The sequence below is a fragment of the Mesorhizobium tamadayense genome (genome assembly GCF_003863365.1).
GTDB lineage: Bacteria > Pseudomonadota > Alphaproteobacteria > Rhizobiales > Rhizobiaceae > Mesorhizobium > Mesorhizobium tamadayense.
In genome coordinates this window covers 34,045-45,193 of the sequence record NZ_RQXT01000057.1, presented here as the reverse complement: position 1 = coordinate 45,193, position 11,149 = coordinate 34,045, and the positions used below count along the sequence as shown (strand labels likewise).

Below are 11,149 nucleotides of genomic sequence, written 5' to 3'. Positions count from 1 at the left end.
CAAGCGCTTGGGCCCGGACCATGGCGCGATGCATTGGGACTTGGTGAAAGTCATCTACTGCCATGAGTGCAGGGGGCGCCGGCCGAGACGATCGCAATCTGCAGTTCACGAACCAGGCGGTGACGCCTGAGAAGCATGGGAAGCCGAATGCGTGACGACAGCTCTCCGAACGTCCTTGGAGCGGTTATTTGCCTCAGCGAGGGACGCCAGGCGGCGCAGGACGCATCGGTGGGAAGTTAAGGCTTGTTCTTGTGCCAACTGGCCAGCGTTTCTCGCTCATGGCTAGAGGCTTGGTTGTTGACAGGTGACCCGCATCTAGTGGCTTCAACCGTGCCGCTTGGGGCGAGCCCTTGGAGGGAAGGTGAGCGCACTGGTCTGCCAATAAAACTTCCATTCCCCCGTCCGGAGCTTTGAATAGATTTTGCAGACGCGTCCCTTCCAATGAAAATCCAGGCCTGTCTCTTTGTTGCGCCAAAGGGTGTCGATGTCGACCACCGCGAAAGCTGCGTCCCCCGTGGGGCCACTTCGATCTTGATCGTATTCCGACTATTGCAGATCAAATCATGTGCGGCAAACAGGCCGTTATAGCCCTGACGGTGATCCACGCCGGCAGAACGGGCGATCTCGCCTGGTGCCTGGCCACCTATACTGAAGGATTAGCGGTGGGCAACGGCACATCCGTCGACGTCTTTGAACGCCAAGCTGATGGGGCATGGCTGATACGAATGTGCAGCCTCAACAGCACCGACTAATGCTGACTGCAGAACGGCGGGTTGCGCTTGCCGCGGTGCAGGCGGGTAACCGGTATCTGCCGCGTTCGCTTCCTAGCATGGATCAGCCGGGACAGGGGCGCAAATTCCAGATTTCGACGGCCAGGTGCGGCAGCATCAGCACCGATGGCGCTCGACACTTTTCTTGACTCTCTGGGCAAGACGCAGACACTAGAAACGGCCGCATGGTTCGAGGGGAGGACCGTCGTGGAAAACAACACAGAATCTGACCGGCGACTGACGCTGCGTCTTTCGGCTTGGTTGCTCCTGTTGGGGCAAATTCTCTACGTCATCGTTACGTTGTTCCATGCCGGCGGGGACGCCAACAACCATCCAGTCATCTTCGAGGGGTATGCCGCCAGCGGCACGTGGACTATCGTCCACGTCGCTCAGTTCGCGTGCACCGCAATTTTTTTGGCGGGGCTGTTGACCCTGTTCTTTGGCCTCGACTTTCAGGGTGAAACTGCCAAGTGGACCGGGCGATTTGGCGCAGCTTTGACAGTTGTCGCTTTTGCCCTCTACGGAGTGGTGCTGGCGGTGGACGGAGTCGCGCTCAAGCGGGCGGTAAACGCTTGGGTGAGCGCTCCCGAGGCAGAGAAGGCGGCGCGCTTTGCAGCAGCTGAGACCGTCCGTTGGCTGGAATGGGGGGCGAGAAGCTACGAGGCCTTCGCGTTGGGCCTCGCTTTGGCGCTCTTGGCTGTCACAGTAGCCCTAGCGGCGAAGATCCCGCGCCCGATCGCTTACCTGATGGCGCTCTCTGGCCTCGCTTACTGGCTGCAAGGCTGGACCGCCGGGTCTGAAGGCTTCTCGCCAACGCACGTAATCGGCATCGAGGCGGCCGAGGTCCTAAATGTGATTTGGGCCATATGGCTGCTCGTCCCATCCTGGAAGCGTCATTGATCCCGCCGAGTTCAAATACGGCGGGTTAGCCGCCAGGCATGTTTTGAGACGGTGAATCCGGCGAGAATCTCACCACAGCTAGCTTTCTCAGCACGACTTCTTGGCTGCCCTCGTTGGTGCCTTGGCTGGCGCCTTCCGGCCGAGCCCGGCTGCCTTCGCCAGCGCCGACCGTTGGGCCGCATAATTCGGCGCCACCATCGGATAGTCGGCCTTCAAGCCCCACTTCTCGCGGTATTCGTCGGGCGTCAGGCTCCGTGGGAAATCGCTCTTCTACCTGTAGCTAGTCAAATCCGGATCGAGGTCCTGCTATAATCCCGAATGGCCGTCCGAATAGCGGTTGTCCTGGCGCTTCTTTTCGCCTTCGCCTACGGATTCGCAAAACTCGTGGAACACTATGGCGGCGTTGGCGACAGGCCCCCTCCGTGTGAGCAATTCTCTGATTGCCCCGACCCGAACGCGCCGCCTCCAGAGCCCGAGCCTAGGACGGGCTAGCTGAGCAGCGCGTAGAGACCCAGGCCGGCGATGATCAGGCAAGCGACCTTGCGAATGACGTCCGCGGCGCCAAGGTCGAGACCGAGTTTGCGGTAACGCTCGCCCTCGGCCCGATGTTCAAAACAACGATCGGAACATTAGCGATCCCTAAGGGTTGTCTCCGAGAAACCCTTTGGGTGCAACCATGGCAGATCTGACATTCGCTTTCGTTTATTATTTCGGGCTGACCGGCGGCGATGTGTTAGGCGCCGTCGTGTCTTTAGCGGCGGGCCTGCTTCTCTATAACGTCATGCGCGAAGATCAGCCAAACCGATAGCGCATGCAGCGGGCTACACGCAGGCGCCCTAGCGCGCTGGCGGGCTTCACCGAGGTTTATTTTAGCAACCGCGAAACAAAACCCGGATCGGGCCGTTTGCACTTTGCCATGACCCACACTTGGCCACTCCAACCTTCGCCCGCTGGTTCACTCGGCGGGCTTTTTGTTCCAGCCAGGAACAAAGGGGTCGTGGTTGGCTGTCTGGTAACGCGCACCATGCCAGATGGGGCCTCGCTGCTTCGGGGGCACCACTCCGAGAGCCCGCCGTCGTCCCTCATGGTGGCGGGCTCGCCGGGAGCCGGCCGGGCTCGAGGCGGCAGTCCGCTACGACGCTATCCGCGCTTTAGGCCACGATGAGCACCCGCGGGATCAATTTCCTCGACAAGTGGATGGCAGAACACCTGCCGAATGCGATCACCGACGATCCGATGGCCATCATTTATCTGACGGAGGAAGCCATCAAAGCTGCTGAGCGCGAAGGCATCCCGCCCGAGGAGATGATTGAGGAAGTCGGCAGCTTGTTTGAGATGATCCTCCAGGCAATGCAACACCGCGAGGGTGGCTTGGCGGGCTGATACCCAAAAACACATGCCCCACCACCCTGGGGGAATGGCGGGCATCTATCCTCTCCTGCCGACGAGGAGGGAACGCTCGCCGGCTGTATCAAATGATCCAGCGAGCCTAATGTTCCAGCACGGGACCAAAGCGAGTGGCTTCGTCGAGCGATTTGCTAACATTCTGCGAAAACCGTGGACCATTCGCCACCATGATCCGGTAGCTAGTTTTGGAGGATCTGGCTGCGCCGTCCGTCCAAGGTAAAGAAGGTGATCTGGCGCCGGTCTCGATCGAATTCGCAGGACCCGATCGAGCGGCCAAGAGCATGGGCCTTGTTCCGCATCTCGAACTCGATCGTCACCTTCGGAGGATTGGCCTGCTCGACCGCGCCGAGAGGTTTGTAAGCCATTCCGCGCTCGTGCGACTTCAACATCAGCAGGAAGAACTCACAACGAGCGATCGTTGTCTGCGCCAGCGATGGCGCAGGCTGCGAAATCGTCAGGGCGTACGCGCATCGCCCGGCTATCGCCAGACATGCCGCCATACCGACCATGTCGCTCTTTCGGTAGCGCCAGGCCGCACCGGCGAGCATCGCAGCCGCTGCTGCAGCAACGTAGAAAGGCAGCATGCCCAACAAGTCAACCAAGGCCCTAGACCACCAAGCGAACGGAAGGAAGGTCGTTTCCTCGACACCGGCCGGCTTATTGTGTGTCGTCGCGCGACAGCAACATTCGCCGGTTTGCCAGCTCCTAGTTGGGATCGCCGGACCTTGAGCCCCCATGCGATCCGCCGCCATAGCTGTCCCCGTGTGACGCGCCGTTGGCGGACTTAACCGGCGTCAGCCTGTAACTTGAGGCGGAGGGGCTGAGGTGAATGTTGTCCCCCCCATCCGTTGCCGGGACGTGATCCACCTGAGCCAGCTACGGCCTTGGAGCTCAAGCTTGTGCCGAGCAGCAGCGTAATGTCGGGTGGCGTCACCGCCGCGAAGCGCCCAGCCTGCTTGAGAAAATCGCGGCGCGCCTTAGCCTCTGAAACCAAGTTTTCGGAGTTCTCTTGCATCGGTCTTGTGCTCTCATTTGCCATATCAGCACCCCTTTCAGGATTTACCTATTTGCTCACTGCAAAGAGAGTAGTTCTCCAAAAAGGCGTAAAAATCGACCGTTAGTGGGGAACTCGGACGGGAGCGGCCCGGCTCTCTGGCGGGGTAGGTCAGCACGAGCCGGGCCTAACCGGCGGGGGGATCGGAATTCAAAATCGGCACCGGCTAACGATAAATATACGCTCCTGCTAAAATATCCGAATGCATACATAAGGCGAAGCCGCCCACCTCTTTAGAGTGCCTTCTTAGAGTGCCTTTCCCGCGCGGATCATCGCCCTCGATTACGAACTCGGCCTCGACCTTGGCGTTTTCACCTTTTGCGTCATGTTGTCGGCCGCGATCAGCCGGCAGGGAACGCGTCACTTCTCCGCGTTGCCAGCCGGCCGGGCCCTTCTTCGCGCCAGGCTTCGAGCCTTTTGCCGAGCGATCCTGAGCTCGGGCAGCGTTGGTTGCCACCAGCCTCGCTGCCGTTCCGTTAACCGGGCAGGACTCCGAGCAGGCCATGTTCTAATCAATTCAGCCAATGTCGCCCGACGCCATCTGCCCCAGACATGATCGGAGTTCGTCCCAATCAACTGCGGATAGAACGCTACTAGCTTCGAGGCATCGGCGAGCTCACCCGAAATCTCGGTGAAGACCACAATGCCGTATTGTTCCGTTGCCACGGCATGGCCAAGCGGGGGTAAATCGTCAGGGGGCAGTGGATAACGGCGTCGCCTGCGTTCGGCATACCGCAAGCTGGCGGCCTTATACTCCTCGGAGTGTTTGGACGCGTCCCGTCGCCGTTTCCTCTCCTCCGGTTCTGCGCGGTGTGCGGCTCTTTCGATGCTTGGCCAATGGCGCCTCAACTCCTCGTAGGAGCGGAAAGGCACCCTCCAGGCCCGCAGTTCGTCGTCCCAACTCGCCCATGGAATGGCGCGCAGTTCCTCCAGAACCGTCCGCGAGTAAGGCGTGCGGATGCGCAGGTCGTCCGCGACTTCGAGATACCGGCTCGACAGGGGATCGAAGGCGAAGGCGTCTCGTCCCTTGCTGTCATCATGCGCTGCTCGCAGATCCGCCTCTTGCGCCAGCCAGCGCTGGATACGCCGCGCCGCAGTCTTTCCCGGCACGAACCAGCTTCTGCGCTCGTCGCTCCACCTGGCGCGCGGGAATGCCTGTCGAAACCGCTCAACCGCCGCTCGATCGTACGGAAAGCGCGCTTCGGCACCAGGAGCCGACTGCGGTGCGGCAGAGGCGTCGGATTTTTCCATCAGATTGCGAATGGCAGCACTGTTCCCAACGAACGCGGTGCAGGTCATTTGGGTCCAAGAACACCAGAACTTGTGGTCAGAACCGCAAGGAGGATCAGTGAGGTGATCGGTGAAACTCCTCAACGCGCTAGCATGCGGAGACCGCCCAAGTCGCGCGTGCCAAGGCGGCCGAGCGCTATGAGGCCTCGTCACCGCCTCGGGGAGGCGCTTGGCGAAGGGGCCGAAACTGCGGCAGGAGATTTCCGAGGATATTAATCCGATGGGGGCGAAAGAACGCTGTCCTGACTGTGCTGCGGCTCGACAACCAGGTCTTCAAATCGAGATCCGGGGAGTGGGTTGAAGATCGGCCCGTTGGATGAGTTCTCAGTGGCAAAGCCATGTTGGTCCAGTACGGCGAAAGGATCATATTGTACGGATTGAATCCGTACTATATGATAGGGTAAGGAGAATAGCTATGCCCCGCAATGTCAGCGATAACGGTCGAATCGATGTTCGGATCGCGCCCGAAGCAAAAGCCATGATCGCACGTGCGGCGGCTTTGTCGAATGTCGGTCTAACTGAGTTTGTCACACGCTCAGCGCTGCGTGACGCCCAGGCCGCAATCGAACGTGCCGAACATCTCGCACTGTCAGAACGCGACAGCCTGCGCGTTCTCGACCTGCTCGAAAACCCGCCGGCACCCACCGACCGTCTTATCCGTGCCGCCAAGGCCGGTCAGACTCTCGCGTGAGTTCCATCGTCTGGCAGGAAACGCCGATCGGCAAACAGCATGACCGCGCCGCTTTCAATTGTGGCGACGCAGACCTCAATATCTACCTGCAGCGCTTTGCGCGTCAAAACCACGAAAGCGGCGGCGCCAAAACCTTCGTCGCCATAATGGCGGAGGATCCTTCGCACATCCTCGGATACTATTCGCTCAGCCCCGCCTCAATCGATTACGCCCGGACCCCTGCAATCGCCAGGCGTGGTCTCGGCCGCTACGACGTACCGGTCTTTCGCCTGGGACGTCTTGCCGTGGATCTCGCGGTACAAGGCCGCGGCCTCGGCGGCGGTTTGCTGCTCGCCGCCGGGAAACGCTGTATGGCAGTTGCGCAGGAAGTCGGCGGCGTTGCCTTGCTTATCGACGCCAAAAGCGACCAAGCGGCACGCTGGTACGAGGGCTATGGTGCGGCCCGTCTCGACGACGCGCCGCTGTCCCTGGTCTTGCCCTTTGCCATGATCGCAAAGGCAATAGCGGCGATCTAAATGCCGCGGTCAGTTCCTGCCTGACATCTCCAGCCCAACATGTAGCGATGACACCGCATGCTCGCCGCAGCCAGGGCGCGATAACCCAGCCTTTGGCGGGCCTGCTGGCTCACAATGCCTTCGCTGATCGTTGCAGCAGTCTAACCGCAGAATCCAACGCCACGATCCGCCGCCTTGTCGACGAGCGTGTCAAGAGCCTCGGGTAGGCGACGGTCATCTGAATACTCTAGCACCTGCGCTGCCATTCTGAGGGCCTGCGCACCGCCGTTCTCCTGTATTTGCACGCCACGGTACGACGACAACTGAAAGCTGTTGAATCGGCCTGCTTTCTGGCTCTTTTGATCATCCCCAACCGGGGACCGTCTGGCTGTTTCCCGACCAAAACGGGGACACGGATGGCGAACTCGCAGAACAATACGGAAGGCCGCGCGCGCAGTTCGCGCATGCTGCGCACCGCGCTTGGCCCCGCTATCACCCGGTTTCTGGACGACCCGGCCATCGTCGAAGTTATGCTGAACCCGGACGGCCGGATCTGGGTAGAAGCGTTTTCACGCGCACCGCTGTAGGCGCCGGATCAGATCACGAAAAAATCGTCGGCCAGCAGCGTCGGCGTGTTCGTCAGCGTCGCGAGCTCTGTCACGCCGCCTGCGACGTTTCCGTTGGAATCGTAAAACAACGCACCCGTAACCTTGTCATAGACGATGTGGTCGTCGGAGTCGTGCGCGCTAGTTCCAGCAAAGAAGTACCTTGGCTCGAGGGCTCCGGTGGTTCCAAGCGCCTGCATTACCGAATTCTGGAGCATGAATGTATCGGCCGTATGGTTGAAATCCGTGATAATGTCGCGGTTGGCCACTGAGAGCGGCGCGCTGAAGACGAAGGAATCGTTGCCGGCGCCACCAGTAAGCCGGTCAATGTCCAGGCCGCCCGTTAGTGCATCGTTGCCACCCCGCCCAAGCACGGAATCATTGCCTCGGCCGCCGTCCAGTTTATTGTCGCTGTCGTTGCCGTCGAGCACGTTATCGAGGGAATTTCCCGTGGCTCCGACGTTGGCGTTTCCGGTCAGACGCAGATTTTCTACCAGCCGGCCATCGGCCGCCAGTGAGTACGTGACCAAGCTGAAAATCTGGTCGAGGCCCGCTTCGTCGATGACGTTGTCCAGTACATTGTCCACATAATAGGTATCGTTGCCGGCACCGCCATTCAACAGGTCGGCCCCGGTCCCGCCATCGAGCCGGTCCGCGCCATCATAGCTATATAACCGGTTGTTCCCATTGTTCCCGGTCAGCTCGTTGTCGGAAGAATTGCCTTGGGCGTTGATGTTGGCGACGCCCATGAGAGTCATATTTTCGACATGGCGGGGCAGTGAATAGGTGATCGAGCTGAATACCCGGTCGTTGCCCGCCGCGTCGCCCTCGACCACGCGGTCGAGCGCATTGTCAACATAGTAGGCATCGTTGCCTGCGCCGCCCTCCATCTTGTCGATTCCGACCCCGCCGTTGAGCCGGTCGGCTCCGGCGCCGCCCCGCAGGGCGTCGTCGCCGGACAAGCCGGAGAGCAGGTTCCTGCCGGCGTTGCCGACCAGCGTGTTGTCGAGTTCGTTACCCATCGCGTCGATGTCGGCAACGCCGGTGAGCGTGAGCTGCTCTATTTGCTGGCCGGACAGCGAATACGACATCGGGCTGAAGACCAGATCAATTCCGGCGCCGCCAGCCTCAATGACTACGTCGAATGCGTCGTCGACGCGGTAGGTATCGTTGCCCAAACCGCCGGACATTTTGTCAGCACCACCTCCGCCGTCCAGAACGTCATCAAAATTGCCGCCATTGAGGATATCCGCCGCATCCGTCCCGGTCAGGTGCTGCTCCATCACGTCCGGCGCCGCATAGGCGCGCACGTAGTCGATGACCATGTTGTACGTGCCGGACGCCCGCTCGACCTCAAGGGGATTCATGGCAAGCGAGGCCACCATATAGAGCGGCGTGCGGAAGAACTCGCTCATTGGAAAGCGGCTCAGCTCCTTGCCGTCATAGTACACGGTGATCCAGTCCGTCGTTATCCTCGCGCCGTAGGTGTGAAACGCCCCGTCGAACATCGAACCAGCAAGGCCCGTATAGTTGCCTTTCGAATCGTGGCCGTCCTTATTGCTCAAGTGCACCGCCTGGTGATGACCATCGGGATCGCCCCCATACGCTTCAACGATGTCGACCTCGACGCGTGGCACAGTCTGATCGGGCGACAGCATCCAGAAAGCTGGCCAGGCTCCCGCCCCGCCGTGAAAGGCGGCGCGCATCTCGAAGTACCCGTACTCTTGTGCGAAACCCTGGCCGGCGCTGTTGACCGTTTGCATCGTTCCCGACTGCCAGACGCCGTTCACCTGCTTCATGGTAATGGTCAGCTGCCCGTCAGAGACGGAGAACGGGTTCGTTGCTCCCACCGGCGACATGAACGTGGCGGCCCCATAGGGGGCGTGTACCGGCGCGAACCACTTGCCGGTGCCGTTGTTCGGCACGACATCCATCGTATTGAACTCGTCGGAAAAGGAGAGGTTGAAACCGGAGAGGTTCAGCTCCGATCCTTTGTACTGTCCGGTCCAATCGCCAGGAAGGGCAATCGCAGCCATTGATGGGGTCCTCGTTCTCGCAACATTTTCGCGGTTGACCCCCACCACGATCTAATCGTCCATTTGTTAACGGAAAGGTAATGGACACCGATTCCGCCGCAAATGGGGTCAGTGCGGTTGTCCCCAACGCTTCACGAGAAATTTGGGATAAGTCGCAAATCGGTTGGCGTAGCCGGCATACGATACTGCGTATCCTCCGATACCGTGACTCCCGGGCTCGAACGTGGCCGCAACCAGCCGCTCCTTCTCAGCCCGCGACCAGCTCCGCCGGCGCTGCACCGAGGTGATCACTTCCACGCGCGCAATCGTCATAGGACTCCTCCAAGGATTATTCCCCGGACTTGCAATGTTCGTCCTAAGGCGACAAGGCGGCCTTCACCGTAGGCTTGCGTTGTAGGCCGGCGAAGGCGGCCTTGAGTCGGGGTTTCAAGAGGCTCACGGGCGTCTCGTCAGCGGGGTGGCGCCACGGTCGGCGCAGATAGCATGGCAGAACGTCCGTTTTCTCAGTCCGATTCGGACCTGCAATCCATGCGCAGTTCGTCACCGTCATCGCTGGCCGCCGGATTAGGGGGTGGCCCGCTGGCCCGACCTCGACGACGGGCTGGCAAACTGCGAAGCCTGAGCTTTGGTGTATCCGCTTCGCGGATATCCGCTCTGGCGAGTAGGCGCGGCGCGAAGAGGAAGGCCCCGACCGCTTCCTGCAACTCAGGGGCGATCATTTCCATTACCGCGGACGCGTGCCGAAGGATGTCAGAGCCCTCGACAATCGCGGCGAGTCCGCGCGTTACGCTCTGGACACCACGGACAGGGGGAAGGCCCGCACCGCACGCAACTGGCGCTGGGTTTTTGTCTCGGCAGTTTCGCCGCAGAGGTCTTCGGTCTCCTGTTTCTGGTCACTGCGCTCGCTGTTCTCGCAGGGTCGGCTGATGGAGGCTGAAACAATAGTCCAGGCGTTCGAGCGTTCCCGAGGATAGACTTCGGAGAAAGTCCTGATTGCACTGCGCGGAAATGTAGGCCTCAATGGGCCGTCAAGGAAGCAGGGACTCCATCATAGTGTCGGTTCGGACAGATCCGCTACCTGCAACTGTTGAGACGGTGATCGATCCGTCCCGCAAGCGGCGGCTGATCGACCTTTCCGAGCTTTGGCGATATCGGGAAGTTGTGTTTTTCCTGGCCTGGCGCGATTTCAAGGTCAAATACCGCCAGACTTATCTGGGCGTGCTTTGGGCAATGTTGCAGCCGCTCGTTGCCATGTCGGTCTTCAGCGTCTTTTTTGGTCGACTCGTAGGCATCTCATCAAACGGCGCGCCATACCCGCTATTTGTCCTGTGTGGGCTCGTGCCATGGAATTTTTTTTCGCGGGCGGTTGGCAGCATGACGGGCAGTCTTGTCAACAACCAGGAACTGGTGAAACGCGTCTATTTTCCGCGTCTGATCATTCCCATGTCCGCTATGGCCGCGTGCCTGACCGATATGATCGTCGGCTTCGCTCTTTTGTTCGCCGCGCTGCTGGCATTCGGAACATGGCCGGTACCGCAGGTGCTCTTCCTGCCACTGTTCGTACTAGTCATGGCAGCGTCGGCGACTGGGCTGGGAGTGGCGCTATCTGCGATCAATGTCCGCTTTCGCGATGTGGGATATCTCGTTCCGTTCAGCCTCCAGATAGTTCTGTTCATGACCCCGGTTGTCTATCCGGGCAGTCTCGTGCCCCACTTCTGGCGACCGCTCTACAGCATGAACCCTATGGTCGGGATAGTCGAAGCCGTGCGCTGGAGCGTACTGGGCACGCCCGCCGATTGGGTCATGATCTCGATATCGATCCTCTCCTCACTGGCCCTTCTCGTTGCCGGACTCGCTATTTTCTCAAAGTCCGAACGCGCGTTTCCGGACCTGATCTGAGCA

10 protein-coding genes and 3 pseudogenes are annotated in these 11,149 nt (G+C 60.2%); 9 read left to right on the top strand and 4 right to left on the bottom strand.

Annotation, left to right across the window (positions count from 1 at the left end):
• Positions 1-563: 563 nt before the first annotated feature.
• Together EH240_RS31020 and EH240_RS31015 are read left to right on the top strand one after the other, a co-directional pair.
• Entirely contained in the window at positions 564-752 is a 189-nt protein-coding gene (locus EH240_RS31020; RefSeq protein ID WP_125005733.1) for a Cif family virulence factor, read from the top strand.
• A 144-nt stretch (positions 753-896) separates the two neighbouring features.
• Entirely contained in the window at positions 897-1,670 is a 774-nt protein-coding gene (locus tag EH240_RS31015) for a hypothetical protein (RefSeq protein ID WP_125005731.1), read from the top strand.
• A gap of 87 nt (positions 1,671-1,757) precedes the next feature.
• Here the strand turns inward: EH240_RS31015 and EH240_RS31010 are convergent.
• Positions 1,758-1,919, bottom strand: a pseudogene (locus tag EH240_RS31010) (MucR family transcriptional regulator); the annotation flags it as partial.
• A 427-nt stretch (positions 1,920-2,346) separates the two neighbouring features.
• Here EH240_RS31010 and EH240_RS39765 point away from each other — a divergent pair.
• Positions 2,347-2,478: a hypothetical protein gene (locus EH240_RS39765; protein ID WP_281035184.1), complete on the top strand. Its 132-nt coding sequence runs from the start codon at positions 2,347-2,349 to the stop codon at positions 2,476-2,478.
• 353 nt (positions 2,479-2,831) lie between these two features.
• Positions 2,832-3,053 (top strand): DUF768 domain-containing protein, encoded by a 222-nt coding sequence (locus tag EH240_RS31005; RefSeq protein ID WP_125005729.1) that lies wholly within the window; start codon positions 2,832-2,834, stop codon positions 3,051-3,053.
• Positions 3,054-3,256: 203 nt separating this feature from the next.
• Here EH240_RS31005 and EH240_RS31000 read toward each other — a convergent pair whose 3' ends face one another.
• A complete protein-coding gene (locus EH240_RS31000; RefSeq protein ID WP_125005727.1) occupies positions 3,257-3,661 on the bottom strand; it encodes a hypothetical protein in 405 nt (134 codons plus the stop codon).
• An 830-nt stretch (positions 3,662-4,491) separates the two neighbouring features.
• Positions 4,492-5,382: a hypothetical protein gene (locus tag EH240_RS30995; RefSeq protein WP_125005735.1), complete on the bottom strand. Its 891-nt coding sequence runs from the start codon at positions 5,380-5,382 to the stop codon at positions 4,492-4,494.
• A 143-nt stretch (positions 5,383-5,525) separates the two neighbouring features.
• Here EH240_RS30995 and EH240_RS39355 point away from each other — a divergent pair.
• The 4 genes and pseudogenes from EH240_RS39355 to EH240_RS30975 all read left to right on the top strand — a co-directional run.
• Positions 5,526-5,722, top strand: a pseudogene (locus EH240_RS39355) (hypothetical protein); the annotation flags it as partial.
• A 114-nt stretch (positions 5,723-5,836) separates the two neighbouring features.
• Entirely contained in the window at positions 5,837-6,112 is a 276-nt protein-coding gene (locus EH240_RS30985; RefSeq protein ID WP_125005725.1) for a type II toxin-antitoxin system TacA family antitoxin, read from the top strand.
• Positions 6,109-6,627: a GNAT family N-acetyltransferase gene (locus EH240_RS30980; protein WP_125005723.1), complete on the top strand. Its 519-nt coding sequence runs from the start codon at positions 6,109-6,111 to the stop codon at positions 6,625-6,627. Before EH240_RS30985 ends, EH240_RS30980 begins: the two co-directional genes overlap by 4 nt.
• Positions 6,628-7,022: 395 nt before the next feature.
• Positions 7,023-7,178, top strand: a pseudogene (locus EH240_RS30975) (P-type conjugative transfer ATPase TrbB); the annotation flags it as partial.
• Positions 7,179-7,201: 23 nt separating this feature from the next.
• Here EH240_RS30975 and EH240_RS30970 read toward each other — a convergent pair.
• On the bottom strand, positions 7,202-9,247 hold the full coding sequence (locus EH240_RS30970; RefSeq protein WP_125005721.1) for a family 16 glycosylhydrolase: 2,046 nt from the start codon (positions 9,245-9,247) through the stop codon (positions 7,202-7,204).
• A gap of 1,053 nt (positions 9,248-10,300) precedes the next feature.
• On the opposite strand from EH240_RS30970, the gene EH240_RS30965 reads away from it, so the two are divergent.
• The gene (locus EH240_RS30965; protein ID WP_167484232.1) at positions 10,301-11,146 is read left to right on the top strand and encodes an ABC transporter permease; all 846 of its coding nucleotides are present in this window, start codon (positions 10,301-10,303) and stop codon (positions 11,144-11,146) included.
• Positions 11,147-11,149: the final 3 nt, after the last annotated feature.

Bases quoted from the DNA above. Each gene is read 5' to 3' on its own strand.
- EH240_RS31020 (WP_125005733.1), top strand. From the start codon at position 564: ATGTGCGGCAAACAGGCCGTTATAGCCCTGACGGTGATCCACGCCGGC.
- EH240_RS31015 (WP_125005731.1), top strand. From the start codon at position 897: ATGGCGCTCGACACTTTTCTTGACTCTCTGGGCAAGACGCAGACACTA.
- EH240_RS39765 (WP_281035184.1), top strand. From the start codon at position 2,347: ATGGCAGATCTGACATTCGCTTTCGTTTATTATTTCGGGCTGACCGGC.
- EH240_RS31005 (WP_125005729.1), top strand. From the start codon at position 2,832: ATGAGCACCCGCGGGATCAATTTCCTCGACAAGTGGATGGCAGAACAC.
- EH240_RS31000 (WP_125005727.1), bottom strand. From the start codon at position 3,661: ATGCTGCCTTTCTACGTTGCTGCAGCAGCGGCTGCGATGCTCGCCGGT.
- EH240_RS30995 (WP_125005735.1), bottom strand. From the start codon at position 5,382: ATGGAAAAATCCGACGCCTCTGCCGCACCGCAGTCGGCTCCTGGTGCC.
- EH240_RS30985 (WP_125005725.1), top strand. From the start codon at position 5,837: ATGCCCCGCAATGTCAGCGATAACGGTCGAATCGATGTTCGGATCGCG.
- EH240_RS30970 (WP_125005721.1), bottom strand. From the start codon at position 9,247: ATGGCTGCGATTGCCCTTCCTGGCGATTGGACCGGACAGTACAAAGGA.